Source organism: Shewanella indica (assembly GCF_002836975.1).
GTDB lineage: Bacteria > Pseudomonadota > Gammaproteobacteria > Enterobacterales > Shewanellaceae > Shewanella > Shewanella indica.
In genome coordinates, this window is sequence record NZ_NIJK01000028.1 from 1 (window position 1) to 26,406 (window position 26,406).

Here is a 26,406-nt window from a genome sequence, read left to right on the forward strand (position 1 = left end):
CGCTCGACTTGCATGTGTTAGGCCTGCCGCCAGCGTTCAATCTGAGCCATGATCAAACTCTTCAATTAAAGTTTTGGTTGAACCCGAAGGTTCGACTCAATGAATTCTGTTCGTATGAACACTCTTCATCGAGTTAAATCGTTTTGTCGATTTCTCAATGCCTGTGAGTGTCCACACAGATTGCTTGATAGATTGTTAAAGAGCAGNTCGACTCAATGAATTCTGTTCGTATGAACACTCTTCATCGAGTTAAATCGTTTTGTCGATTTCTCAATGCCTGTGAGTGTCCACACAGATTGCTTGATAGATTGTTAAAGAGCAAAGGAAGCCAGCCAAACATCTTAGCTTAAAGCATTCGATGTTTGAACCTTTGACTTCCAGACCCTGTCGTGGGTCAGTGGTTGCGCATTATAGGGAGCCTGAATTTTTGCGCAACCCCTAAAAGGCGATTTTTCTTATCAAAGTCTTCAAGTGTTCACTATTGCGCCAAGGCGCGCACTAATCGACCAACTCAGGCCAATGATGCCAAGTATTTAGGTACATCGGCAATGCTATCCAGTACTACGCTCGCCTCATCCATAGCTTCCTGAGTCACCTCTTTACCACTTCTGACCAGGATCCGCACCGGGATCCCCGCCGCTTTGGCAGCGCGCATATCATCGGCCTTGTCACCGACCATTACACTGGCGGCAAGTTCCAGCTTAAGGAAACTGGCTGCACTGTTGATCATTCCCGCCTTGGGTTTACGACAGTCACAATCCTGTTTGTATTCACCTATGCCCTTCTCCGGGTGGTGCGGGCAGTAATAGATGCCATCGAGATCCACCCCCTTGTCGGCAAAGTTCCAATCCATCCATTCGGTGAGACTGGCAAACTGATCTTCAGTGTAGAGCCCACGGGCAATACCTGACTGATTGGTCACCACCACCAGCTTATAGCCTTGGCACTTCAACGCCAGGCAAGCATCGAAGACACCTTCAATATATTCAAAATCATCTATTTGATGTACATAGCCGTGATCGACATTGATTACACCATCTCTATCCAAAAAAACCGCTCGGTTCACTGTTTGCCTCCCAGAAAGCGAATGGCAATATTATTCCACTCATTGCGGCAAAATGCACTGTGAGAACAGGCTTATGTTGTGAGCTTGACGGCAGAGGATAAGAAAAACCGGGCATTGGAGCCCGGGATAGGTGCCTCGCCCGGATGTCTGATGCTCGGGAGCACGCCCGCAGGGAGGCATCAGACATCCAGACTCAGCATGACCATTCAAACGGGTCGTAATCAGCGAGCACTCTGGCATACTCAGGACTCAGACCATCGGTGGAGAAGTAATACCCCTTGCCATCGTTGCCTATGTCATAGCGTATGTCGTCATATTCCGGCATCGCCAATAACTGTTGTTGCAGCGCCTGCTGCGCTTCGGCATCCAAGCTATAAGGGGGATAGCCCAAAACCGAAGCCTCAAGCACAGCGGTATGGCGACAACTGGCTTCGCGTATCTGCTGCGCCAGGGTCGAGGCAACTTCCCCACGTTGCAGTGCCAACCAACGGTTGGCATAACTGTCTACCATGTAACGGTCTGAATAGAAGAAGTGTTCTCCCTCTGATACACGCATCTTCAGGTCCCTGTGTTCAGGCGCCAGAATCAAACGGATATACTCTTGCACCGCATCCACAGTCTTCTCTGAGTCATCCCCCGCCACAGCCAACAGCTGCGGCAGGGAAACCAGGCGTCCGTGCTGGCTGAACAACCGGATAAAGTCCACCAGTTCCAGCATGCTTTATCCCGGCAACAAGCCACGGGCCTCCAGCGCATCGGCTGCATAACCCAGGCCGAATTTTTCCAGGGTTGATCTCAGTGGTGCCCCGGTTTGCCTGTCCCAACCAAAATCGTCATAGAACATATCCAACGCCTTTTGAACATCGTCCCTGTCCATCTTGATGGTGCCTTCATCGCCGAAGGCCTTGTCGGGGTCCAGGTCGTAAACCCAATCGCAGAGCACATCGTGCTCATTGCGCATATTGATCTCATTCATTTGAATCATGGTCAGCGCCCGGTGCAGATGCAGTACCCGCTCGGCCATAAAGTCAAGCTCAGTCTCAGTCACTTCTTTACCTGTAACCAGAGAGAACATCTGGGATTCTATAGTGCTGTCTCCGCGGTAGTTACGATTCTTGTCCGGCGAAGCCAGCAAGGGGAACATCCAGTTACAGAGAGTCAATGAGTCGTGCAGCACGTTTTTCACCAAAGACCACTTGGCAAACTTAACCTTGGCCGGGTTTATTGGGGTATACCATTTCACCTTATCAAAAGCACCTTCGCCCCAGAATTCGGCGGCTATGGTTTCTATCATGTCCTGAGGCAAGCCACAGTTAACAATATTGATATGGGAGTGACACTGAGCATCGCGGTTGAACACCATATTGATCAGGGTGCCCACCTGCCCTGCGGTCTCACTGGCATGGTGCACAGCGGCGTTGGTCTTCTTATTGAAAATTTTCACCGAGGATTCTTTGTGGATATCCCAATAACCGAGATCCGGATTACGTCCATCCAGTTTCCAGCGCTCAATCAGATCCGACATGCCATCGGCCATATGGGCAATTTCCCCTTCGCGATAGGCGATACGGCGGTAAAAATCGATAAGAAACGCCGGATCTTTCTTGTCCCACAGATCCCATGGGATGCTGTCAAACTCCTCTTTAGGCAACAGATATTGGAACATATCGTGTTTTTTAAGATATTTGAACAGGTGCGAAATCAGACCATAGTTACACCAGATGCCATAATCGTCGATCAGGTTGCCCCCCAGAGCACCTGTCATCGCATGTTCTTCCGAGCCCTTCTTGGTATCCATCAGATACTGAGGCGCCAGGAATCCCATGCAGACGTTGGAGATATGTTCGCTCTTACGACCATATTTCTGTTTCAGCTCAGGCACCTTGAGTTCACAGAAGCAGCGAATGGGGCAGGCATGACAGCCACCGGTACGCTTCATCCATTTGTTGGCGTACTCTTCACCAAAGTACATCTCGGCCATTGAGGTACGGAAGCCTACCTTGTTACGTTCATTCCACGGCACCTCGCCCAGCTCAATCTGCTGATCCGACTGCCCCCATTTGAGCCCCGGACGCGCTTTCCAGCGGCTGATACCATTGGAATATTCGGCCCAGGATTGCGGAGTTGAAGGCACAACCCCTTGGTTGTTGGCACCTATTATCCCCAGAATATGGTCATCGAGCCGACGCATGTTGGCATTATCGGCGGCAATAGCCACAGCCCCTGTGCCTATGATGCCTATCCCTTTAAAATTCTTTGACCCGAGCACGGCACCATGCCCACCGGCAGAATGCCCTCCCTGAGTCATAATCACTGACAGCGGCACCTGATTCTCCCCCGCCTGGCCTATGGCAGCCACCTGGGCATTGGGGCCCATCATTTCGGCTATCATGGCGTGGGTATCAAAAATCCCCTTACCCCAGAGCGCGGCGGCTGATTCCAATGTAACTTTACCGTCTTCAACTCTGAGCCATACAGGTGCGGCGGCGCGACCTTCAATGGCGATGGCATCAAATCCGGCATATTTCATTGCCGGTGAAAAATGACCACCGAAATGTCCATCAGAAATCAGATGATCTTTAATCACCGGGCTGCGGGAAGTAATAGTTGTACGACCAGTACAAATCACCCCAGAACCGGTTAGCGGGCCGGCGGAGAATACAATAATATTTTCAGGATCTGTGGCCTTGATATTATCTTTATGGCCATCCCAAAGAATCTTATAGCCTATCCCCATACCACCAATATAATCATGATACTTATCTGTTGACTCTGTTGTAATATCACCGGTTGTTAAATTAACTCTTAATACTTTACCGGCCCATCCGCCAAGTTTATCTGTCATTTTCTATTACCTCATTAACCGATCAGGCCAGTATATTTTTCATATTGTTCGAGTGCAGCTTCCGCCTGTTCCCAGGTATAAAACTTAATCGCACCGGTTGGACAAACCTGGGCGCAAGCCGGTTCGCCCTGACACAGGTCGCATTTCACGGCTTTCATTTTGCTACGCACAACTTTGATCACTTGTTGCGGACATTTATCGGCACAATAACCACAGCCGACACAGCGCTTTTCATCTATCACTTTAGCGCCGGTTTCCGGATGAGTTGAAATAGCCTGCTGCGGACAGACCTCTGTACAAACCTCACAATGGCGACAAGTGGCCGGCACCACAGTGCGATCGCCGCACTCACCCCGCTGCTCTGTGTAATTGAATTGCACACCATGAGGCCCATAGTTCATGTTGTGTTCGACTTTGACCCTTGCCAGGGTTGGGCTGCAATCACCTTCATGGTTCCAGCCACAGGCGATTTCACAGCGACGGCAACTGACGCAGATAACCGGATTAACCACCATCAATCCACCGGGTAACACCTCAACCTTTTCATCGCTGTCGTTGTCGCTGCCACAACCGGTAAGAAAGCTGATAAGCGTTCCACCATAGACAGTGCCTACGGCAGCTCCCATACTCCCTTTCAGCATTCCTCGTCTGGTAATCATATTGCGTTCCTTAATTAGTTTAAGAAATATTATTTAAATATGCATACACCAAAAACCCGACGACTCATGCTAATTAAATCCAGACATTTTTTCCCAATCTGAGTCACATTTACTCACAGGTAAGCCAGCCAATCTCATTATCTAAAACCATAATCAAATATTAAAATTACAATCTTCTCAAAATAGAAAAATACAACTTAGACTGAATCTGCACTTATCAGTTATAGCTGGAACATATTGACGATGGTCACAGACAAATTATTCAAATCAAATAGATTAAGCCTCGCATACATTCCTAATTAGAAATCCCGACAGAATCTAAAAACTTAAAGGAATGGGAAATGATGAAATTCAAGCCTAAAAACGCCTGGTGGAAACTATCTCCACTGGTGGTTTGCTTATTGGCTGCATGTTCCGATGGCGATGACGGCCAGGTGGGTCCTCCGGGAGAAGTGGGGATCAATATTGCCAAAGCCAAATCACTGCAGGCCAATATCGAAGCCGTAACCATAGATGAGCAAACCCGGGTTTCGGTCGACTTTTTCTTAAGCGACGCCAACGGCGTTGCCGTGACCGGACTGGAACAACTGGAGCAGGTATCAGCCTTGGCCATGGGCATAGCCAAGCTGGGCAGCGCCCAGCCCATGTACGGCGATTCAAAGCCGGCAGAGGGGCGCTATGAGATAAGCCGCGCTCCCCAATGGATAAGCTATATCAATAAACTGGTTGAGCCGGGGACAGGTGCCACAGCCCAGGCCGCAGCGCAGTGGCAAGCCGGGATTGAGAGTGACTGCAAACTCGACTGCCTGCAGAGCCTGGGCCAGGGGCGTTACCGCTATCAATTCAGCAAGACGCTCAATCAATACCCAAGCTTTGAAGGGCTCGATACCCATTACGAGAGTGACAAGACTCACAGGGTCTATCTGGAACTCAAGCCCGCTGCCGACAGCTCACTGAGCAGCATGCTGATCAACAGTGTCTATGACTTTATTCCGGCAACCGGCCAAGCCGCCGCTACCGAAGACAGCCGGGTATTGATAGATCAGCAGCAGGCCTGCTATCGCTGCCACGGCAGTGACAGGGATAACAGTGAGGCGCGTTTGTTGATGCACGGCAGCAAGCGTTTTGCCTTTGAAGGCTGCGTCATGTGTCACACCAGTTACTCGGGCGACCCAGAAACCGGCTCGGCGCTTGATATGGCGACCCTGACTCACAAAATTCACCAAGGCGAGTACAAGGTCGTTGGCTATCAGGGCCATGAATATGACTACAGCCAATTGCACTATCCCGGTGATATCAAGGATTGTAACAGCTGTCATATTCCCGATGCGGCGCCGCAGGCCAACCAATACTTTATTCCCGGCAATAACAGCTGCCTGAGCTGCCACAGTAAAGATGCCCCGGATGACTGGAATGGCAGCGCCAGTGCTTTATTCCACGATAGAGAACTCTTCCCCAGAGGCTGGCAACAAAGCTGCTCAGGCTGCCATCCGGATGCCAGCAACCCAGAGGGCGCGGGTAAAATCCACCTGAGCCTTGGCAGGACAAGCAAACTCATCAAACAGGAGTACGCCTTTGCGATCTCCTCCGCCGCTATTGATGGCGACAAGCTGAGTATCAGCCTGGATTTTCGCAGTCAAGGCCGCCTGCCTGCAGACGATCCGGCCATTGAGTCTTTGTGGCTGACCGTCAGTGGCGATCCTGAGCCGCTTAATCGTCCGCTCAACAATGGTCAGCGCAAGATTTGGAATTTGACCAACCCTGGGGATGACGTCACCCTGGCCATGCAGGGGCACAGTCTCAACGCCGCCATAGGCCCGCTTCAGATAGCGGATTTCGGTGAGCCGGACAAGACTCAAGTTCGGGCAAAACTGGTTGTCTGTGCCGATCCCAATACAGGTTTTGCGGTGGCTTGCGATACCAGCTCTACCCGAATCGAAGTGATTGCCGCTAACCCCTTGTCGCTCATCGGCGCCCCGGCGAGCAGCAAAGCCATTGCCGATGAAACCGCTTGCCAGCGCTGTCATGACAACGATATGCAGCAGCGGGTTGTCAGTGCTCATACTCTGGCCAGTCATTTCCAGCCAGGTAATGACAGTTGCGGCAGTTGTCATGCGCCTCAAGGTGCCACGGCGCTGACCGACAAGAGCTGCAACGACTGCCACAACAATGACACCAATATGTACTTAAATGCCGGGCTGAAACACACTCCGGGCATGGAGCAGATAAAAGCTGTCCGTACCCTGAATAACAGCCTGAATTACAGGGAAATGGTGCATTCGCTGCACAGTGGTACCCGTACTGTGGCCGGTATGGGTGGCGATCGAGAAACAGCCACTTATCCCAAGCCAGCCAATGATTGCCGCGCCTGCCATAGCAAGGGTCAACTTACATTGGATGGACTGAGCCAGAGCGCCTCCGTGTTGGTCGCCACTCCCGGCGCCACCGAGAAAGGCCAAATAGCCGAGTATTCTCCCACAGTTGCAGCCTGTGGTGGTTGCCATGTCCAGGTGGACGATTGGGCCAGCCATGCCGAAGCCTTCGGTGGCGTTTTCCAAAAGGATGCCAGTGGTGGACCTGTATATCTGAGCGGCAGCGAAAGCTGCGCCATCTGTCATGCCGAGGGACGTAATAACGGTGTCGACAAGGTACACGGCCTCGGGGATTAAGCCTCATTGCCTTATCGGCCAAAACGGCGCTTCGGCGCCGTTTTTATATGCAGTTTTTATCAATTCAGGAGCTCAAACCTGCCAATCCGACACAGCTGCCATGATAGCGCCAACTGAGCACTGCTCTGCTCGAAATCCACCATCATCTTGATCGATGCAGAAACAGGAAGCCCTAGTGGTTTCCCTTTATTTATCTGAATATTCGCTGTAGTCTTAATCGGATCAAAACCGAATAACGTATACAAAGACGGGATCTATGAGTCGAACTACCCCCATCGTTCATAAAACGCGCACTCAGGTTGTGGTCGAAGTGTTGCGGGAAAAAATTCTTTCAGGGGAAATCGCAGCCGGTGAACCGTTGCGTCAAAGCGCCCTGGCAGAAGAGATGAATGTCAGCCGGATTCCGGTCAGGGAAGCCCTTTTGCAACTGGAAGCCGAGGGGTTGGTCAAGTTTGAAGCCCATAAAGGCGCCACGGCTACCGAACTATCGGTTGAACAAGTCAGCGAGTTATTTGAACTCAGAGCACTGATTGAAACTGATCTCCTTGCCAAAGCCATTCCAAACCTGCAGGATGAAGATCTGCGTCAGGCCGAAGCCGTACTGGACAAACTGGAATCCGCCTTTAAACAGGATGATGCCGTGGGCAGTTGGAGCGAACTCAACACAGAGTTCCACACAAGTTTGTACCGCGCCGCCAACCGTCCCCATACCATGGAAGTCGTACATGGTCTGAACACCAACTGTGATCGCTATATCCGCTTACAGTTGTTGCTGACAGGCGGGATCCCCCGAGCCGAACAGGATCACAGGGATCTACTGCAATTATGTCGGCAAAAGAAAATAGATGAGGCCGTGGTCCTGTTGAGGGCCCACATACTGCACGCTGCCAATGCCATTCGCGAATTGGTAGCCCAACAGGTGAGCTGAAAAATCACGACCCTTTCCAAGCAATAGCGCTTTAGTTGTCCAAAAGACAGATCTGGCTTCTGTCTTTTTATTTTGAGAGTAAATTCAATGCAGTACGCCACTATTACCGGCTGGGGAAAGTGCGTTCCCCCTGCCGTACTGACCAATCATGATCTGGCCACCTTTATCGATACTTCCGATGAATGGATTAAACCCAGAACAGGGATTAGCCAGCGTCATATAAGCCACGTCAACACTTCTGAATTGGCCACAGTCGCTGCCCAGCATGCACTGGCCGCCGCCGGCATAGAAGGTAGCGAACTGGACATGATTATCCTGGCCACCGCCAGCCCGGACACCCTGATCCCCAACATAGCCTCGACCGTGCAGGCCAATGTAGGCGCAACCTGTGCCGCCTTTGACATCAACGCCGCCTGCAGTGGCTTTCTCTATGGCGTAGGCCTGGCCACCGCCCAGATAAAGAGTGGTCAATGCAAGAAAGTCCTGGTTATCGGCGCCGAGCGTCTCAGCTTCTATCTCGACTGGTCAAGAAGAGAGACCGCAGTACTGTTCGGTGATGGTGCCGGTGCTGTGGTGCTGGAAGCAACAGACAGCCCATGTGGCGTACTGGGCTATGAGCTCAACAATGACCCAGGTGGCCGCGATATTTTGAAGGCCAGTTTCGGGACGGGTATGGATAGATTTGTCGCCGAGTCGCTGGACTTCTACATTCAGTTCGACGGCCAGGAGATTTTCAAACGTGCCATCAACGGTATGGGTAAACTCAGCGCCCAAGTATTGGATAAATGTGGCTTGGATAAAGAACAAGTCGATTGGGTAATCCCCCATCAGGCTAACGAGAGGATCATCGACACTCTGGTACACAGAATGAAGATCCCCAAAGAGAAGGCCTTCGTCAATATAGCCAACTATGGCAACACCTCGGCCGCGACCATTCCCATCGCTATCTGTGATGCGTTGGAAAAAGGCATGATCAAGCCAGGACAACACATTCTGTCCTGTGCCTTCGGCGCTGGCCTCACCAGCGCGGCCTTGCTGCTGAAATGGGGTGATAGAGTCACACCGCTGAAACAGAGCGATGCCGAGCTGCCGCCATGCGAGCAGACAGGTATTGAACTGGTAAAACGCGCAGTAGACTATTTCTGCCATCGCGATAAGGCTTAAACGAATTAAGCAGAACCCCAAACAAAATGCCGTTCACTTTCAATGAACGGCATTTTCGTTTTTAGATGCCATACTTGGCCAGGAATAACATGTCCGGTCGCAACAAAAAGTTGCGCTGACGAATATAGAGTAAAATGCTTGCCGAAATAAACTCACTCAATTATACCGCTTTCTAAAAAAGAGAAGGCCTCGAGGTCTTATTCGCACCTTCTCTTAGGTCAGTTCTTGGCCCTACTTGAGCGGTTTGCTTATCCGGATGACTACCCGACGGTTACGGACCCGTTCATCACTGGAATCATTGGATGCCACATGCCGCCGTTCGCCGTGTCCTTCAGTATGGATCCTGTCTCCCGGGATACCACGTGCGACAAAAAAATCTTTAACGGAATCAGCTCTCTGTTGTGAAACCTTCTGGTTAATGCTGCGGCCGCCATAACTATCGGTATAGGCATCAATCAGCACCAGCTCCACTTCAGGATCATAGGCCAGATACTCCTGCACCCGCGCCAGCTGCGCCTTGGAATAACGGGTCAACTCAGTACCGCCCATCTCATAGGTAAGCACGGTAAAGGCGATATCATCGAAACTGTAAGGCAGTAGATTGGCCAGACACTGCTTGAACTCGCGGTATTTCTGGGCAAAGTTGGCCGCGGAAAGGCCGACCGCCACCGTGTGGCTTTGGTTGTACCAATCGCTGTAGTAGAAAGTGGGTTCCATGCCGCGATCCAGCTCAGTCAGCATGGACCAGGCGGCCTGTTTCGGCACTTCGCCATTGAAGTATTTCTGGTAGCTCAACTCGGTAATCGCCTTTGATGTCACCCCGGGACGCCAGGCTGGCGCTTTGCTCATCAAGCGAGCATGAGTCACTGCATCAGGCTTTTGCCACATGTCCAGAGTAAACTGCAGATTCAGCTCTTTATCCGCATGACTGGAAAACACAGCTTTGCCGTAGGAGGGAATATCGTGCTCGAGGCTGCAACCTATGGGGGTGTTTTGCGCCACACGCCAATGAGAGTCGTCGAGAGACGCCACATAGTGCCTGAGATCCGCCATCGCCGACCACGGCAGACAAAGAGTCGACAGCAGAAACAGTTTACGCCACATAGAAATCTCTCTTTTCACACACCATGTTGTCTCTATCGGCAAAGAAATTAATTCCTTTAGCCTATAAAAACAACAATCGAACATGACACCCTGTTGATGTTTTAGCATAATAGCCGCTTCGTTATTTTCCAGGGGAAATGCATGACTCAGCCAAGCCTAGCCAACCAACTCAAGCACAGATTCAGGGGCTATTTCCCTGTGGTGATCGACGTGGAGACCGCTGGCTTCAATGCGCAGACAGACGCGCTGCTGGAGATTGCCGTCAGTCTGCTGAAGATGGATGCCGAGGGCAATCTGGGAATAGACAGAACCCTGCACTACCATATCGAACCTTTTGAAGGCGCCAACCTCGAGCCGGAGGCGCTGGCATTCAACGGCATAGATCCCAACAACCCCCTCAGGGGCGCCGTCAGCGAGAAAGAAGCTTTTCTGGAGATATTCAAGGCGGTGAAAAAAGCGCAGAAAGCAGCCGACTGCCACAGATCTATCATAGTGGCTCATAATGCCGCCTTCGATCACGGCTTTGTCAGCAAAGCAATCGAGCGCAATGATATCAAGCGCTCGCCGTTTCATCCCTTTGCTACTTTTGACACCGCCACGCTGGCCGGATTGGCCATAGGACACACAGTACTGGCCAAGGCCTGCAGCTTGGCCGGGATCCCCTTTGACAACAAAGAAGCCCATTCGGCGCTTTATGATACAGAGCGCACCGCCGAGCTGTTCTGCTACATAGTGAACCGCTGGAAAGCTCTTGGCGGCTGGCCTTTGCCTGCCACCGCCGAAACCGACACCCCGCAAGGGGATATCTAAACCGGCTCAGACATATAAGCCGACTAAAACCAGGGGATTGCCTGGCCTCAAGCCAAACTATTTGAGCATTTGGCTTGAGGGTGCATCAGCAACCACCGACCAGTGACCAGAAACCAAAGCCCCGGCTCAAAACCAAGGTCTTGAGCCTCATATTTAAAGCCCGGTGCGACTGTCGAGTTTAAGAGCCTTAATCAAATCGAACACTTCATGGATCTCTTTAAACACTTGCTCTATGTCTGCGCTGAGATCCAGCGGCTTGAGTAGATCAAGTTGCGGCTCAAAATAGCTATGCTGACAGGCTATTTTGACAAACAATCGCCCCTGTTTAAAACAGGCTTCCAGCTCACCTTGATAAAATCCTGATAGTGACAACAAACGTTCCATGGTCACTGTATTAAGCACATATCTGGCTTCGAGCTGATCGTCACTGTAAACTTCAAATCTACGCTCAAAGTCCGGGTCTTCCAGCTTTACCCGCGTGAGTTTGCTTCTAAACTGCGCCAAGCCATTGGCCATAAAACCTTTATCGCGGCGCACCTGGATGGTGGCGGAAAATCTCTTCGGCAGCTCGAACTCTATCACTATGCCATCGAACAGCGTCTTATATTGGGGACCATTATCGTTCTTGCCTGTGCGTTCGAGTAACGTCAGTTCCCTAAGCAGAAAAGGCACATTAAGATACTTGCCTCTGACTGAGTTTTGAAAATAACCTTTGTCATAGTCGGGAAATAGACCATAGTCTTTATAGCTTTCCAGTTCAGGCAATCCCGGAGGATTGAACGCAAAGCTTTTACCGAAATAACCCAGCAGTAAAGGATAAATCTCCTCAACTATCTGGGTACGCAGTTCACCTATCTCACTGCCTGCCCAGATATTGGCCAACACCACCAATCCCAGGGATACCACGGCGCCGCCAAAACCAATGAAAAACACCCCATCTTTAAAATCCAGCATGAAAGCGCCATAGAAACTCATGGCAAAAAACAGCAAAAATGCCGGAATGCCGATAAAGGTGAGAGGCGCAACTATCTTTCTACGCTCTTTATACCTGGCAGCGGCGGCCTCTCGCACCGACTCATAACGTCGGCACTTGGGGGCAATCTTTTTCCCGTAATACTGGCCGAAGGCCAGCTTGTCCTGCTCCGGGATCTCCAACTCCATTGAATTCATCCTGTTTTCTTTATTTTTGCCATTTTTGCCGAGCCAGCCCATGACTATCCGACAATAGTCTCTCAGCCTCAGACTAAGCAGTTGGCAAAATGCACAACGAACACTGAGACTAACACTTCCCCCATTTACCGCAGCAGTTCACCAAAGGTCTCTTTTATTCCGGTAACCCGGCGTGCTCCAGAGAACAAAAACGCTGTCGAATAAAACTATTCTTACGTAGGGCTTTAAAGAGACAAAAATCCGATGACTCTTGTCATCGGATAATATTTATTTCGATAATATTGACGGTATTACAGCTTTCCTTTTCAACAAGGAGCCACTGCGGGTTTTATACCCGGAACAACAACAAACTTGTCTCGCTACGCCGACAAAACTCAGGCGGCGATTCGTTGTTTCAGTTCTAACCAAGCGTTATCCACCAAACGATAGTCGGCATCTTCAAGCTCTTTGGCTGCCAGTTTCAGGCATTGCTGCATCCGCTCATTCAAGGCATCCGGCCCTTGCTCTGACTCGTTTTCCAGCTCGGCCAGCACCACGGCAAAATGCCCCTGCAGGTAACCACTGGCAAACAGGGCATCATCGTCACCGCCGGCCACTATCTCGCCAATCCACTGCTCCAATGCCTGTTCGTACTTCTCTAACATGCTCTACTCCGCTAAGTCTGGGTTGGCCACCTGATACATCACGTAATCCCGGTAACCTGTCACAATTCGATAATAGCCACTAAGTTCGCTATCCAATTTCTGGTCGCCACTATCCACGATAAGCGGCCTGCCTTCAAGTGCTTTTAGTTTGCTTTTGGTGGCAAGAATGATGATATTTTCCTTGCCAATGCGCCTGATAAGCTCGGGCGACAACTGCTGATTGCCACGGCCAAGAATGTGCCCTTGGCCGCCTATCAGGGTAATGACCAACTTAACCTTTTGATTTTCAGTGGCACTCAATAACTGCGCCGCATTAAGATCCGAGGCCAGCAGGGTCTTGTTCTGCACCAGATCTACCCCGAGCAAGGTGTTATCGAGCCCCAGCTCCTCCATCACGGCCGCCACTGTACTGCCGGAGCCCATAATGTAGAGCTCATCTTCCATATCGCCGACCACCTCGGCGGCAATATCCGCCAGCACTAGTTCATCCACCTCGCGGCCGCCCATCTTCACCGCCTGGATATATCGCGGCTCGGCAGGCACTGTCATTTCACCATAACGCCGCGCCCTGACCGTGCCTTGGCGGAAGGCCTCTTCATCTATATCCATCACATCGGCGCTCATCAGACTCACCAGGGCGCCTTCCAGCAGTTGCTTCAATACCAACCCGGATGCATGGGGAGTAATGCCGTAAACACCCGAATGAATTTTGACCCCGGCCGGTACACCGAGTACGGGGAAGTGCTCACCGACAACCCCATAGATATCCCTTGCCGTGCCATCGCCGCCGGCAAACAGCAGCAAGTCCAGCTCCTGCGCCATCAAGGCCTTGGCGGCAGCCTGGGTATCACTGCGACTGGTATCCGTCGCCGCCTGGTAACACACCTCGGTGCGAAAACCCAGCTTTTGCGCCAGGTCGGCGCCCATGTTACCCGAGGCGGTATAGATTTGCAGGCGCTCGGCAAAAGGCGTTATCACAGCCAAGGCCTGCTCCATTCGCAGCCCGGCCTTGGGGGTGGCGCCAAGGCTCAGCGCCTCTTTTGCCACACCGTCGCTGCCCTTGAGGGCCACACTGCCCCCAAGCCCGGCCAGCGGATTAATGATAAGGCCCAGTCGAAACATTTTACTCATAACTCTCTCCGGCAAATGATGCTCTGCTCTTGTAAGAAATCATCAGGCGTCAATGGGGTCACTCTGTGATTGACGCCTGGAGTCGCTACCCGGAATAGCCAGCACGGCCAACATGGACAGCAAGGCGCACGCGGCGGCAAATACCCAACACCAGAAGGCGCCACTGCCATCGCCCCAAATCAGGCCGCAGATCCAGGTGCCCAAAGCGCCGCCGACGCCAAAGCTCAAACTGGCGTAAAGTGCCTGGCCCTTGCTGCGGTGACTGATATCAAAATTACGGTGAACAAACTGGATGGATGCCGCATGGGTCAAACCGAAGGTAAAGGCATGCAGCAGTTGGCTGAGCCCCAAAAGCAACATGCTTTCGGCGCCAAAAGCCACCAGAAGCCAACGCAGCGCCGTCATGCCTATGCTCACCAGCAGCAGCGTCTTGACCCCATAGCGACCGAGTAACCTGGGCGCTATCATAAACATGAAGATTTCCGCCATTGCCCCGAGAGCCACAAAAATACCGGCGCTGGCCTCTGTGTAACCCACCTGCTTGAGATAAAGCACGAAAAAGCCGTAGAAAGGCCCGGCGCTGGCTTGAAGCAACATGGCAGACAGTAAAAACCACAGCAGCGGCCGCCCGAGTTTGAGTGCCGGCTTATTCTGCACGGCCCCCGCCGAGGCCCGATTCGATGGCAAGGGTAAGGCACAGCCCAGTAACCCAAGAAACAGACTCAGCCCCACATAAAGCAGCACCTCGGGGCCAAACTCCTTGATGGCCCAGCCTGTGCCCACCACCAGCACGATATAGCCGACACTGCCGAAACTGCGAATGAGGCCATACTTGTTGGCTTCAGCCCCCAGGGTTTCCAGGGTGATTACCTCAAGCTGCGCCAGAATCGCATTCCAGAAGAAGGTATAGAGGGCCAGACTCAGCGCCAGATAGAGAAAGCCACCATGATAAAAGAAACTCAGATAGGTCAAGGCGGCGGCAAAGGCGCCGAGCTTGATAAGCTCAGAGCGCATGCCGGTGCGATCCGCCACCAGCGCCCAGACATTGGGCGCGACTATGCGGGTTGCCATAAGTATGGCCAGCAGGAAGCCTATTTCGGCGGCGTCGAAACCACGGTTGTCAAAAAATACCCCCAGATAGGGCACCATGACACCGAGTATGCCAAAGAAGAAGAAATAGCAGGCAGAAAGCCAGGCGAGCTGTCCCCCTGCGGGAAACAGTCCGCGCATTTATCGCATTCCAAGTACAGGTGTAAGGCTGCTGACATCCTGGTTTTGGGCCCGATGACGCAACAAGTGATCCATCAAGACTATCGCCAACATGGCTTCGGCAATGGGCACGGCGCGGATCCCGACACAGGGGTCGTGCCGCCCCTTGGTCACCACTTCAGCCTCAGTGCCCTGCACTGTCATGCTCTTGCCTGGCACGCTGATACTGGAAGTGGGTTTCAGCGCCATATGCGCCACTATGGGTTGCCCGGAAGAGATACCCCCGAGCACGCCGCCGGCATGGTTGCTGTCAAACCCGGCTGGCGACATCAGATCTCTGTGCTCTGAGCCCTTTTGGTTGACGACGGCAAAGCCATCGCCGATTTCAACGCCCTTGACCGCATTAATTCCCATCAGCGCATGGGCAATATCGGCATCGAGACGGTCAAATACCGGCTCGCCAAGGCCGACCGGCACATTGGTGGCCACCACACTGACCTTGGCACCGATGGAATCACCGGATTTTTTCAGCTCGCGCATATAGTCATCCAGCGCTTCCAACTTGGAGGCATCGGGGAAGAAAAAGGGGTTCAGTTCCACCTGTGCCATATCCAGAGTGTCGGCGCAAATAGGCCCAAGCTGGGAGAGATAACCCTGGATCTCAATGCCGTGTACCGCCTTGAGGTATTTCTTCGCCACGGCCCCTGCCGCCACCCGCATGGCAGTTTCCCGCGCCGAGGAGCGGCCACCGCCGCGATAATCGCGCAGGCCATATTTTTGCTGATAGGTATAGTCGGCATGTCCGGGACGGAACAGATCTTTGATATTGGAGTAGTCCTGGCTGCGCTGATCGGTATTTTCAATCAACAGGCCGATGGAGGTGCCTGTGGTCTTGCCCTCAAACACGCCGGAGAGAATACGCACCTGATCCGGCTCGCGCCTGGCTGTGGTATAGCGGGAAGTACCCGGACGGCGACGGTCGAGATCCTGCTGCATATCGGCTTCGGTCAGCTCAAGCCCTGGCGGGCAGCCATCGATAATGCAGCCGAGTGCAAGCCCATGGCTTTCACCAAAAGTGGTGACGACAAAGTTCTGACCTATGCTGTTTCCCGACATCCGCTTAATTTCCCCCTAGAGATAAAGTGACCGGCCATAGAGGTTCGGCCATCCGAACCTCGGCTTTACAGGCCCATTGGCTAATGGGCCGCTTTATTATTCACTGTCTTTATAGATGGCGAACAGTGATTGATTTTCAACTAACTGATCTTTTGTCAGCACAAACACCCCATCGCCGCCATGTTCAAAGCTGACCCAGGTGAAAGGTACATCGGGGAAAAGCTCAATCAGATGCACCATGGAGTTGCCCACTTCCACCACCAGAATACCCTCATCTGTGAGGTAGTCGGCGGCGTTGGCCAGAATGCGCTTGGTGATATCCAGGCCGTCTCGACCGGACGCCAAACCAATTTCCGGCTCATGGCGATACTCATCCGGCATATCGGCAATATCTTCGGCATCGACATAAGGTGGGTTGGACACAATCAGATCGTACTGCGGCGCTCGTGGCACTGCGCTGAAAAGGTTGGACTGCATGGGAAACACCCTGTCCATCACACCGAGCGACTCAACGTTTATCTGTGCCACTTCCAGTGCATCCTCGCTGATATCCAGCGCATCGACCTCGGCTTCTTCAAACTGATAGGCACAGGCGATGGCAATACAGCCACTGCCGGTGCAAAGGTCGAGGATCCGTCTTACCGGCTTGTTGTACAGCCAGGGACCGAATCCGTTTTGGATCATCTCGGCAATCGGTGAACGCGGTACCAGAACCCTTTCATCCACATAGAAGTCCAGCCCGGCAAAACGGGCGGTGTTGGTCAGATAAGGCACGGGTAAACGCTCACGTACCCGGCGAATGATAAGCTCAACTATTTTGTGTTTTTCGCTGCTGGTGAGATTGGCGTGGATCACCTGCTGACCAATGTCATCGGGCAGATGCAGGGCGTGAAATACCAGGGAAACCGCTTCGTCCCACGCGTTATCTGTACCATGACCATAATAAACATTGGCGTCATTGAAACGGCTGACGGCCCAGCGCAACATGTCGCCTACCGTCCGCAATTCGGTGACGGCTTCATCCACAAAGATCTTATCCAAAATCTGACTCCGGCTTTATTCTTATTCCGCCCCCATTGTAACTGAAGTCTGTTCAGAAGAAACAGGATTCAATAAAATAGCCTAATGAACGAAGAAAACGACAAAGAAGGCCTGGCGGAATTTCAGGCGCTGGTATCCGGGATCACCCCGCTCGACCAGGATAAGCGCCATTTCCGCCCGCCGAGTAAAACCAAGAAGCAACTGGCTGAAAAAGAAGTTCAGATCCAGGCGGACAGTTATTTTTCAGACGTTTACCAGCCATTATTGCCAGTTAACGGCCCTATGCGTTGGTGTCGGGACGATGTAGACGCCATGGAAGTCAAACGTCTGCGTAGAGGCGATTATGTGCCTGACTTTCTTTTGGATCTGCATGGTTACCGCCAAACCGAAGCCAAGCTGGAACTGGCGGCCTTGATCCAGGCCTGTATCCGTGAACACAGCCCTTGCTGTAGTGTCATGCACGGCTACGGCACCGGCATTCTCAAACAACAGTTGCCCATGTGGCTGGCGCAGCACCCCAAGGTCAAAGCCTTTCATCAGGCCCCCAAAGAATGGGGCGGCGATGCGGCGCTGCTGATACTGATAGATATTGGCGAACATCCCCACCGACGCTAACCGCAGTTGAGCTGCCCCTTTACAGACTTAGCACTATAAATGCAAAGAACCCGGTCATGGCCGGGTTGCTTGTTTTGCTGATACTTTACCCAAGAGTCACCTTTTTAATCAGTTAAGGCGCTTGAGTTTAGGTTAATCGCCGCCCTGAAGGCAGCTTTAATCTGGAACCACTAGGCGATATTGTGCGGTCCTTGTTGCCACATCACACTTGCCTGCTGCCCATGCACATCGATAAGTGCCACTGACGAAGTCGCAAATAGCGGCGGCTCAATACCGGCCACCAATTCACTGACCATATAACCCAATAATGGCATGTGGCCTATCACCAACACCTTGTCTGCCTTAAATTGTTCGGCGTAAGCCTTAACCAGGCTGGCAGCCATTTCCGGGTCGGCCGATGGCACCAATTCATCCAATACCATCCATTTACGCGGTTCTGGAAAGTGTTTTCCCAGCTCCTGCCAGGTCTGCTGTGCTCTGAGATAAGGGCTCACCAGCACCAGATCAAAGGCAGAAACTGAATCATTCAGCCAGTTGCTCATCTGTATCGTATGGAGGCGTCCGGCATCAGTCAGTATTCGCTCCCGATCCGAGGGTGCGTCGAAACTGGCCTCACCATGGCGCATTAGAAAAAGCTGCATACATCACTCACTACAGAAAAAAGTTCTTATGGTTCTTTGTCAATTGTAGCCCTTTATAGCGCGGCAACAAACCGCACAGCTCTCAATCTTTAGTCGAAAAATCCAAGAGATATTTGCCAAAAAAGCATAAGGCTATCAATATATAACAATCTGTCTATACGGGAGTTATCCCTTGAGCACTTGCCAGTCTGTCATTTCCAGCCCCAATGACCACCGCAGCTATCGTCATCTGACTCTGACCAACGGCCTGCGGGTATTGCTGGTGCAAGATATGCATTCTGCCCAGGCCGCCGCATCCATGGCGGTTAATGTCGGCCACTTCGATGATCCCCAATCCCGCCCCGGAATGGCGCATTTTCTTGAACACATGTTGTTCTTGGGGACAGCCAAGTTTCCCGAGGCCGGAGGCTATCACAGTTTTATCAACCAACATGGTGGCAGCAATAATGCCTGGACGGGTACTGAGCACACCAACTTCTTCTTTGCCATAGATCCCTTGGTATTTGCCGAGGCGCTGGACAGATTCAGCCAGTTCTTTATTGCGCCGCTGTTCAATCAGGAATTGGTTGAAAGAGAAAGACACGCCATAGAATCTGAGTTCAGTCTCAAGCAGAAAGACGATATCCGCCGTATCTATCAGGTATTGAAAGAGACGGTTAATCCGGGACACCCTTTTTGCAAATTTTCCGTCGGGAATCTACAAACGCTGGGCGGAGACGAGCAACAGCTCAGGGAAGAACTGCTTGCCTTCTACAACAGCCATTACAGCGCCAACCTGATGACCCTGTGTCTGGTGGCTCCGATGGCAATTGATGAGCTGGAGCAGTATGCCAGACGCTATTTCTCGTCAATAAAAAATCATGACCTGCAAAAATCCTATCCCGAAGTGCCACTGTTCGCCAGTGAGCAACTGCAAAAGCAGATCCACATAGTGCCGCTTAAAGAGCAAAAGCGCCTGACCCTGAGCTTTGCCCTGCCCGCTATCGATCGCTTCTATCGCAGTAAACCACTGACCTTTATCAGTCACCTACTAGGAAGCGAGAGCCACGGCAGCCTGTTTTCCAAACTCAAGGACGCCGGCCTTATCAACGGACTATCTGCCGGTGGTGGCATCAACGGCTACAACTTCAAGGAATACAGCATCAGTATTCAGCTGACCGACAAAGGTTTGAACCAAACCGACAGGGTGGTTGCAGCCTGCTTCGGTTATATCAAACTCATTGCCGATAAGGGATTGGAAGATTGGCGCTATCAGGAAAGAGCCAATCTACTCAAACTGGCATTTCGCTACCAGGAACAGATAAAAGCACTGGATCTGGCTAGTCACCTAAGCATCAATATGCAGCACTATCAGGTTGAAGATACCGTCTATGGCGACTATCGCATGGATGGCCTGGATGTCGCTGAAGCCAGGGCACTGATGAGCCTGATGACTCCGGAAAATATGCGCCTGCAACTGGTGGCCCAGGATCTGGATACCGAACAACAGGCGGCCTGGTATCACACCCCGTATCAAATTAAGCCCATAGAAGACGCCAGGCTGGCACTGTGGCGCAGCGCCGAGGCTGAAACCGGAATGGAGCTGCCAAAACCCAATCCTTTCATCGTTGAAGACGCTATAGCCCGAAGTGAACCCAGTCGGCATCCTGAGCCGGTGATTGTCGCCGAAGGCGCCGGTTATCGTATCTGGCACAAGAAAGATGATGAATTCAATGTCCCCAAGGGGCATCTGTATCTGTCTCTCGATTCGGATCAGGCCAGCCCCACTCCAAGACATGCCGCCTTGACCCGGCTGTATGTGGAAATGCTGCTCGATCATCTGACCGAACACACCTACCAGGCGGAAGTGGCTGGCCTCAGCTACAACATCTACCCCCATCAAGGCGGACTGACCCTACATTTAACCGGTTTTACCGGCAATCAGGAAACCCTGCTGTCGCTGCTGATAAATAAGGCCCGGGAGCGCAGTTTTACCCAAGAGAGATTCAACCTTATCAAACGCCAGTTGCTACGCAGTTGGTATAACCATGCCCAGGCGAAACCCATCTCCCAGCTGTTCACAAGCTTGACGGTAACCCTGCAAAAACGCAGTTATGAACCACTGCGGATGGCAGAGTTATTGGAAGATATCACCCTGGACGATCTGCACGACCATGTGAGCGCCTTTTATGAAAAAATCTATCTGGAAGGCCTGGTCTATGGTGACTGGCTGGAGCAAGAAGCCCAGTCTCTGGGTAAACGTCTCAGCCATATTCTATCGCTGGTTTCCAAGCCCAGCCGTGAATCGGCAAGGGAATTGGTCAACCTTCAGGGTAAAGGCACCGTACTCAGGGAGCTGAACATAGCCCACCCGGACAGCGCCATCATAGTCTATTACCAATCCGTGTTTGCCACTCCGGAGAAAATGGCGTTGTTCAGCCTTTTGAATCACACCATGTCATCGACCTTCTTCCACGAGCTGCGAACCCAAAGGCAACTCGGTTATATGGTGGGCACTGGTTATCTGCCGCTGAACCGCCACCCGGGAATGATCTTCTATGTACAGTCACCGACCGCTGGGCCGCTGCAGTTATTGCAAGCCATAGATGAGTTTATCGCCGACTTTAATTACGCCGTGATGCAGATAACCAATGAACAGTGGGAAAGCACCAAGCAGGGATTGATCAACCAAGTCATGGAACATGACGCCAACCTCAAGACCCGCGGTCAACGTTATTGGGTCAGCATAGGCAATAAGGATTACCACTTTAATCAGCGCGAACTGGTGGTAGCACAAATCAAGCGCCAAACCCGGGCCGGGCTGATTAAGTTTATGATGGATAAAATGCGTACCAAACACAGTGACCGTCTGGTGCTGTTCAGCACAGGAGAGCAACACAGACACCTGGAACGCCTGCAAGCCGGCTCTTTGATCACTGATTTACGTGCCTTCAAACAGCAGGCTGAGCAGTTTAACCTTTAATCTCTGGGCTGCACTTGCTTAAACGGGGATTTTTTCATCCCCAATCGGTATCGCAGATTATCCCAAGAGTAAGTAAATCAGCAGCTGGAAACAAAAGGTATTATATTCAATATCAGCACAGCGTGCTTTTTAGCTGTCATTACAGTTCAATCTACCAACAGTAACATTGAACAAATTTGAGGTAAGCTTATGTGATAGAAAGGTTTAATTTTGACAATCAGGTAACTTTCTGAAAGAGTTATCACTCACGATACTGGCATCACTCATTATAAAATTTACTAAATTTATGCCTAATTTCCTGCTCTACCTCACAATGCTCTGGTGTTTGGTTATCGCCTTTGTCCCGGCTACAGTTGCAGCACTTCCTCTGATTGATACTCCCGCTCCGATCCTTCTAAAAGCAGAAACATACGGCGTTCCTGAAGGGCTCTCACAAAGCACAGTCACATCGATAACCGAGGATTCGGATGGTTATATCTGGGTAGGAACTCTCAATGGTCTTAACCGTTTCGATGGCAAGGAGTTCAAACAATATTTCGCCAATGACGGGACTGGTCTGAGAAGTTCATTCATCCAAAGTTTATACTCACACAAAGACCTTCTTTTAGTTGGCACCAACCATGGTCTCTATACCTATAATAAGGAAAAAAACACTTTTGTACCCATAAGCAGTATGAACAGTGCAGTTTGGTCTCTCCAACGAATGGAAGATTCAATATTAGTTGGTCTCAACGACAAAATAGCTAAAGTAGATCAGATAACTACTACAACCCCTAAAATCACATTATTGCAATCAGAAAATTTTCTTAATGTAAAACAGATTATCTCCTACAAAAATCTTTATATAACGCGCAATCACGATGGTTCTGTCTATCAGACAAATAAAGATTCGCAAGCAAGTAAATTAATATCAAAAGAGTCAATATCAATCAGCCAAGGAACGGAATGCATTTACATTTTAAAAGAAGATGGTATACACAGATGGAAAGATAATAAACTAACAAGCATATCTGTAGAAAAATACAATAACATATTCAGCTTGAGAAATGACTTATACGCCTTAAAAAATAACAAAGTATTCAACATTTCATCTAAAGGAGAAGAAAAGTTTCTAGGTCTAATCAAGGATGTGGCTCTCTCTACGTCAATGAGTTTCATTTATGCAGAAAAAGGCCGCATTTACATTCCATCTCTCAATAAAGGGTTTTCTGCGATAGATATTAAAAGCCAACTCGCTTCGACTCTTGCCAGTAATACTCAAAGCGTCTGGAATATACAAAAAAACCAGAAAAAAGACCTTCTAATATCAGATGACACACAAGTTCTTAAACTGCTGAATGAAGACCTCAACGTGATCTTATCTGTTGATACAGGACTAAAAGGCCCCAAAACAGCAGGACTTGTAAATGACACTATTTTCTACGGCTCTCTAAATGGATTGTATGCTATAAATGTCAATACTGGAACACGGTATCAAATAATTGATAGCCCTATAGTCGCATTAGCTGTCAATGAGGATGAAACACGAATTGCAATAAGTACTGCAAATTCCCTAATACATGAAGTTGATGTAAAAACACTCGGCATCGTCAGCCAATATGAAATAAGTGAAAAACCATCAATATTCAACATTGCTTACGAAAGCAATCAACTTTATATCGCAACTCAAGTTGGTGTCTTTACTGCCAGTAACACTACAGGCGTCAAACATATTTTTAGTGATGAGATCACTTACAGCATCGCACCAACAAAATCAGGCACATACTTAGGCACTGGGACAGGCCTAAAATTCTACAATAAAGCTACAAAAAAAATATCAACAACGTATATCGCCAACAGTCCCATTTACTCAATCGCAACTGATTCTGATGGTAATTATGTTGCCACATCCATCAGAAAAGTAATAATAGGAATCTCTGGTGAAACATATCTTTTAAATGAAGATTTCGGCAGTCAATATGAATACAATACACAAAGCGCTTCAACTTGGAGAAATGGATTCCTACTGGGAGGGATCTCCGGGTTAACCATTATTTCACCCAATGACATTGTTAACTTCAAAAATAGTCATGCGCCAAAAGCCAACCTCAATGAACTATTGATATTTAATATCCCCCAATTCGTCGATAATAGTAAACTCTCCTCAGTTCTTTCGCTGTCAAATGAGATCAAACTAAAATACTCCGATTACCCCTTCACTCTTAGATTCAATAGCCCAAAGTATTCTCATATTAAACTCGAGTACGAATACCGGCTACAAGGGCTTTCTGACGACTGGATCAGCTCCAAAGGCATTAATTCTGCAACCTATACCAATCTTTCTCCCGGAAGCTACACCTTTCAGCTCAGAGCAATAGATCCCATCACAGGTAAAAAAGGCCAAAATACCGAACTCCAAGTAGAAATAACCCCGCCTTGGTGGCTCTCCAACATTGCCAAGGCGCTCTATGTTTTGATAATGCTGCTAATACTGACGGTTATCACCAAAGCCGTGCTGCGCAAGAGAGAGATCCAGCGCCAAATAGCCTTGAGTGAGGAGAGGCTAAAGCTCTCCCTCTGGGGTAGCGGTGATGAGATGTGGGACTGGGATATAGAAACGGGTCAGATATACCGCTCCAATATCTGGGGCTCCCTCGAGTTTCCCCGCGACGGCCAGCGTTCCGGCCATCATGGTGAAGAGAGCAATATTCACCCTCAAGATAGAGAGCGGGTAAGAGAAGCGCTCAACAAACACTTTTACGGTGAAACAGATCATTTTGAAGCAACCTACAGGGTTAAAAGCAAAAATGGTGAATGGCTGTGGATCCTCGACAGAGCCAAAATTGTTGAGCGGGATGAGCATGACAATGCCCTGCGTATGACGGGAACCATCAAAAACATCAACAGTTTCAAGACAGCAGAAGAGCAGCTACGCCTATTCGAGCGGGCGATAGAGAATATCTCGGAAGGCATGTTTATTCTGGATGCCGATTTCCATTATGTTGAGGTTAACGAAGCCTGCTGTGAACTCACCCAACACAGCCGCAACCAGTTGCTCGGCACAACACTGCAATTCAGCCGTTATCCTGACAATTACAATCAACAAATAAAGCAGTTATTGCAGCAATACGGCCGCTGGAGTAACGATATAGAAGCCATTAAGGGCGACGGTTCAGAGTTCCTGATGGAGCTCACCATAGATGCGATTTACGATGAGCAAGGGATCCTGACCCATTATGTTGGGGTGTTTTCCGATATCTCCCGTCGTAAACAGCAGGAAGAAGAGCTGCGTAAGCTCACCAACAATGATCTCCTGACCGGTCTTCCCAACCGCTCCAACTTGCAAGTCACCCTGGGCAACCTGGTGAAGAAAGATCATCACCACACCCTGATGGTACTTGACCTGGATAATTTCAAAAAAATCAATGATTCACTTGGTCACCAGATAGGTGATGAGCTTTTGATCCTGGTTGCACAGAGGCTGCAGCAATCTATACCCGGACACACCAATCTTTATCGCCTAGGTGGGGATGAATTTGCCATTCTGGTGGACAAGAATCCGGACATAGGTTCCAGTGCAGTGATAGCCAGCCGGGTCATAGACGCCTTCGGTCAAGCCTTTGAACTGGTAGGCGAACAACTGGTTGTCGGCGTTAGTATAGGCATAGTGCTTTATCCCGAAGACGAGCAAAATGAGCAGGCACTGCTGAGAAAGGCCGATATTGCCATGTACCATGCCAAGTCTGCCGGAGGTAACCGCTATCAGTTCTACTCTGAATCCTTGAACCGCAATGCAATTAGGCAGTTGGAGGTAGAGAATCTCATCCGCGAAGGCCTGAAAGACGATCTGTTTGAAGTCTATTACCAGCCCAAAATAAATCTGCGTAGCGGTTTAGTGTCGGGTATGGAGGCCTTGGTCCGCTTGAATCATCCTCAGCATGGATTAATCCCACCCAATGACTTTATTCCGCTGGCAGAGGAAAATGGTCTAATTATTGAAATAGGCGACCTTGTTATGCGCAAGGCCTGCTTTGCCGCCCAGCAGTGGCGTGAACAGGGATTGTTTGATGGCCGTGTGGCTGTCAATTTGTCGTCGCGACAATTCGCCCTACCCGATCTGCAGCAAAGAATCGCGTCAATTTTACGTCTGACCCGCCTACCTGCTGCTAATCTGGAACTGGAAATCACTGAAGGGACTGTTATCAAGCATCCTGAAAAAGCCATTAAAGTCATGCAACAACTGGCAAAAATGGGAGTCTGTCTGGCACTTGATGACTTTGGCACCGGCTATTCGTCCCTGTCGTATCTGAAGCGATTCCCCATTCACAGCTTGAAAATAGATAAAGCCTTTGTTGACGATATCGATAAATCGGACAGAGATTTAAAGATGGTCGACTCCATCATCACCATAGCCCACAATATGGGGCTTTCCGTTGTGGGCGAAGGCGTAGAAGAACCCTCACAGCTGAGTATTTTAAAAGCATTAAATTGTGAAGAAATACAAGGATTTATTTATAGCAAGGCGGTTTCTGAGGCTGAATTTTCTGAATATTTGAAACAAAATATGCCTGAATTATCAAGTAAAAAGAACACAGTTTAGCAACCAAGCCAGAACAGCATAAAAACCAAAAAGTCACCAAAGAAAAACCAATT

The 26,406-nt window shown here is 50.3% G+C and carries 19 protein-coding genes and 1 rRNA gene; 7 read left to right on the top strand and 13 right to left on the bottom strand.

Translation table 11 applies throughout. The features are described 5' to 3' along the window. The 5 genes from CX650_RS08725 to CX650_RS08745 form a co-directional block, all read right to left on the bottom strand. A 16S ribosomal RNA gene (locus CX650_RS08725) occupies positions 1 to 68 on the bottom strand; the annotation flags it as partial. A gap of 443 nt (positions 69 to 511) precedes the next feature. Then, on the bottom strand, positions 512 to 1,066 hold the full coding sequence (gmhB, locus tag CX650_RS08730) for a D-glycero-beta-D-manno-heptose 1,7-bisphosphate 7-phosphatase (RefSeq protein WP_039035626.1): 555 nt from the start codon (positions 1,064 to 1,066) through the stop codon (positions 512 to 514). Between the two features lie 193 nt (positions 1,067 to 1,259). Continuing rightward, complete coding sequence (locus CX650_RS08735; protein WP_101095599.1) at positions 1,260 to 1,784, bottom strand: hypothetical protein; 525 nt, start codon at positions 1,782 to 1,784, stop codon at positions 1,260 to 1,262. Positions 1,785 to 1,787: 3 nt separating this feature from the next. After that, positions 1,788 to 3,911: an aldehyde ferredoxin oxidoreductase gene (locus tag CX650_RS08740; RefSeq protein ID WP_101095600.1), complete on the bottom strand. Its 2,124-nt coding sequence runs from the start codon at positions 3,909 to 3,911 to the stop codon at positions 1,788 to 1,790. 14 nt (positions 3,912 to 3,925) lie between these two features. Next, positions 3,926 to 4,570 carry a 4Fe-4S dicluster domain-containing protein gene (locus tag CX650_RS08745; protein ID WP_039035623.1) on the bottom strand — a complete coding sequence of 215 codons (645 nt, stop codon included), beginning with the start codon at positions 4,568 to 4,570 and terminating at the stop codon, positions 3,926 to 3,928. 341 nt (positions 4,571 to 4,911) lie between these two features. On the opposite strand from CX650_RS08745, the gene CX650_RS08750 reads away from it, so the two are divergent. The 3 genes from CX650_RS08750 to CX650_RS08765 all read left to right on the top strand — a co-directional run bounded on the left by CX650_RS08750 (position 4,912) and on the right by CX650_RS08765 (position 9,331). Beyond that, the gene (locus tag CX650_RS08750; RefSeq protein WP_101095601.1) at positions 4,912 to 7,239 is read left to right on the top strand and encodes an OmcA/MtrC family decaheme c-type cytochrome; all 2,328 of its coding nucleotides are present in this window, start codon (positions 4,912 to 4,914) and stop codon (positions 7,237 to 7,239) included. A gap of 256 nt (positions 7,240 to 7,495) precedes the next feature. Beyond that, positions 7,496 to 8,167, top strand: coding sequence for a GntR family transcriptional regulator (locus tag CX650_RS08760; RefSeq protein WP_039035620.1), 672 nt, complete (start codon positions 7,496 to 7,498; stop codon positions 8,165 to 8,167). 87 nt (positions 8,168 to 8,254) lie between these two features. Beyond that, positions 8,255 to 9,331: a ketoacyl-ACP synthase III gene (locus tag CX650_RS08765; RefSeq protein WP_039035619.1), complete on the top strand. Its 1,077-nt coding sequence runs from the start codon at positions 8,255 to 8,257 to the stop codon at positions 9,329 to 9,331. Positions 9,332 to 9,562: 231 nt separating this feature from the next. Here the strand turns inward: CX650_RS08765 and CX650_RS08770 are convergent, their stop codons facing one another. Continuing rightward, positions 9,563 to 10,435 (bottom strand): flagellar protein MotY, encoded by an 873-nt coding sequence (locus CX650_RS08770; RefSeq protein ID WP_101095602.1) that lies wholly within the window; start codon positions 10,433 to 10,435, stop codon positions 9,563 to 9,565. A 141-nt stretch (positions 10,436 to 10,576) separates the two neighbouring features. Between CX650_RS08770 and rnt the strand changes: the two genes are divergently transcribed. Further along, complete coding sequence (gene rnt / locus CX650_RS08775; RefSeq protein ID WP_039035617.1) at positions 10,577 to 11,245, top strand: ribonuclease T; 669 nt, start codon at positions 10,577 to 10,579, stop codon at positions 11,243 to 11,245. 153 nt (positions 11,246 to 11,398) lie between these two features. Here rnt and CX650_RS08780 read toward each other — a convergent pair whose 3' ends face one another. From CX650_RS08780 to prmB, 6 genes are all read right to left on the bottom strand, one after another. Next, complete coding sequence (locus CX650_RS08780; RefSeq protein WP_101095615.1) at positions 11,399 to 12,415, bottom strand: DUF3137 domain-containing protein; 1,017 nt, start codon at positions 12,413 to 12,415, stop codon at positions 11,399 to 11,401. Positions 12,416 to 12,789: 374 nt separating this feature from the next. Continuing rightward, positions 12,790 to 13,059, bottom strand: coding sequence for a YfcL family protein (locus tag CX650_RS08785; RefSeq protein WP_101095603.1), 270 nt, complete (start codon positions 13,057 to 13,059; stop codon positions 12,790 to 12,792). A gap of 3 nt (positions 13,060 to 13,062) precedes the next feature. After that, positions 13,063 to 14,190 carry an ATP-NAD kinase family protein gene (locus CX650_RS08790; protein ID WP_071476167.1) on the bottom strand — a complete coding sequence of 376 codons (1,128 nt, stop codon included), beginning with the start codon at positions 14,188 to 14,190 and terminating at the stop codon, positions 13,063 to 13,065. Between the two features lie 42 nt (positions 14,191 to 14,232). Beyond that, positions 14,233 to 15,420 carry an MFS transporter gene (locus CX650_RS08795; RefSeq protein ID WP_101095604.1) on the bottom strand — a complete coding sequence of 396 codons (1,188 nt, stop codon included), beginning with the start codon at positions 15,418 to 15,420 and terminating at the stop codon, positions 14,233 to 14,235. Beyond that, on the bottom strand, positions 15,421 to 16,515 hold the full coding sequence (aroC, locus tag CX650_RS08800) for a chorismate synthase (RefSeq protein WP_100142790.1): 1,095 nt from the start codon (positions 16,513 to 16,515) through the stop codon (positions 15,421 to 15,423). It lies immediately after the preceding gene. A 96-nt stretch (positions 16,516 to 16,611) separates the two neighbouring features. Beyond that, the gene (prmB, locus tag CX650_RS08805; RefSeq protein WP_039035611.1) at positions 16,612 to 17,556 is read right to left on the bottom strand and encodes a 50S ribosomal protein L3 N(5)-glutamine methyltransferase; all 945 of its coding nucleotides are present in this window, start codon (positions 17,554 to 17,556) and stop codon (positions 16,612 to 16,614) included. 84 nt (positions 17,557 to 17,640) lie between these two features. Between prmB and smrB the strand changes: the two genes are divergently transcribed. Beyond that, the gene (smrB, locus tag CX650_RS08810) at positions 17,641 to 18,171 is read left to right on the top strand and encodes an endonuclease SmrB (protein ID WP_039035610.1); all 531 of its coding nucleotides are present in this window, start codon (positions 17,641 to 17,643) and stop codon (positions 18,169 to 18,171) included. A 170-nt stretch (positions 18,172 to 18,341) separates the two neighbouring features. Here the strand turns inward: smrB and sixA are convergent, their stop codons facing one another. Beyond that, on the bottom strand, positions 18,342 to 18,812 hold the full coding sequence (sixA, locus tag CX650_RS08815) for a phosphohistidine phosphatase SixA (RefSeq protein WP_039035609.1): 471 nt from the start codon (positions 18,810 to 18,812) through the stop codon (positions 18,342 to 18,344). A 172-nt stretch (positions 18,813 to 18,984) separates the two neighbouring features. Between sixA and CX650_RS08820 the strand changes: the two genes are divergently transcribed. Beyond that, complete coding sequence (locus tag CX650_RS08820) at positions 18,985 to 21,774, top strand: insulinase family protein (RefSeq protein WP_101095605.1); 2,790 nt, start codon at positions 18,985 to 18,987, stop codon at positions 21,772 to 21,774. 286 nt (positions 21,775 to 22,060) lie between these two features. Then, the gene (locus CX650_RS08825) at positions 22,061 to 26,353 is read left to right on the top strand and encodes an EAL domain-containing protein (RefSeq protein ID WP_071476163.1); all 4,293 of its coding nucleotides are present in this window, start codon (positions 22,061 to 22,063) and stop codon (positions 26,351 to 26,353) included. The last annotated feature ends 53 nt before the right edge of the window (positions 26,354 to 26,406 follow it).

Bases quoted from the DNA above. Each gene is read 5' to 3' on its own strand.
- CX650_RS08735 (WP_101095599.1), bottom strand. From the start codon at position 1,784: ATGCTGGAACTGGTGGACTTTATCCGGTTGTTCAGCCAGCACGGACGC.
- CX650_RS08740 (WP_101095600.1), bottom strand. From the start codon at position 3,911: ATGACAGATAAACTTGGCGGATGGGCCGGTAAAGTATTAAGAGTTAAT.
- CX650_RS08745 (WP_039035623.1), bottom strand. From the start codon at position 4,570: ATGATTACCAGACGAGGAATGCTGAAAGGGAGTATGGGAGCTGCCGTA.
- CX650_RS08750 (WP_101095601.1), top strand. From the start codon at position 4,912: ATGATGAAATTCAAGCCTAAAAACGCCTGGTGGAAACTATCTCCACTG.
- CX650_RS08760 (WP_039035620.1), top strand. From the start codon at position 7,496: ATGAGTCGAACTACCCCCATCGTTCATAAAACGCGCACTCAGGTTGTG.
- CX650_RS08765 (WP_039035619.1), top strand. From the start codon at position 8,255: ATGCAGTACGCCACTATTACCGGCTGGGGAAAGTGCGTTCCCCCTGCC.
- CX650_RS08770 (WP_101095602.1), bottom strand. From the start codon at position 10,435: ATGTGGCGTAAACTGTTTCTGCTGTCGACTCTTTGTCTGCCGTGGTCG.
- rnt (WP_039035617.1), top strand. From the start codon at position 10,577: ATGACTCAGCCAAGCCTAGCCAACCAACTCAAGCACAGATTCAGGGGC.
- CX650_RS08780 (WP_101095615.1), bottom strand. From the start codon at position 12,415: ATGAATTCAATGGAGTTGGAGATCCCGGAGCAGGACAAGCTGGCCTTC.
- CX650_RS08785 (WP_101095603.1), bottom strand. From the start codon at position 13,059: ATGTTAGAGAAGTACGAACAGGCATTGGAGCAGTGGATTGGCGAGATA.
- CX650_RS08790 (WP_071476167.1), bottom strand. From the start codon at position 14,190: ATGAGTAAAATGTTTCGACTGGGCCTTATCATTAATCCGCTGGCCGGG.
- CX650_RS08795 (WP_101095604.1), bottom strand. From the start codon at position 15,420: ATGCGCGGACTGTTTCCCGCAGGGGGACAGCTCGCCTGGCTTTCTGCC.
- aroC (WP_100142790.1), bottom strand. From the start codon at position 16,515: ATGTCGGGAAACAGCATAGGTCAGAACTTTGTCGTCACCACTTTTGGT.
- smrB (WP_039035610.1), top strand. From the start codon at position 17,641: ATGAACGAAGAAAACGACAAAGAAGGCCTGGCGGAATTTCAGGCGCTG.
- sixA (WP_039035609.1), bottom strand. From the start codon at position 18,812: ATGCAGCTTTTTCTAATGCGCCATGGTGAGGCCAGTTTCGACGCACCC.
- CX650_RS08825 (WP_071476163.1), top strand. From the start codon at position 22,061: ATGCCTAATTTCCTGCTCTACCTCACAATGCTCTGGTGTTTGGTTATC.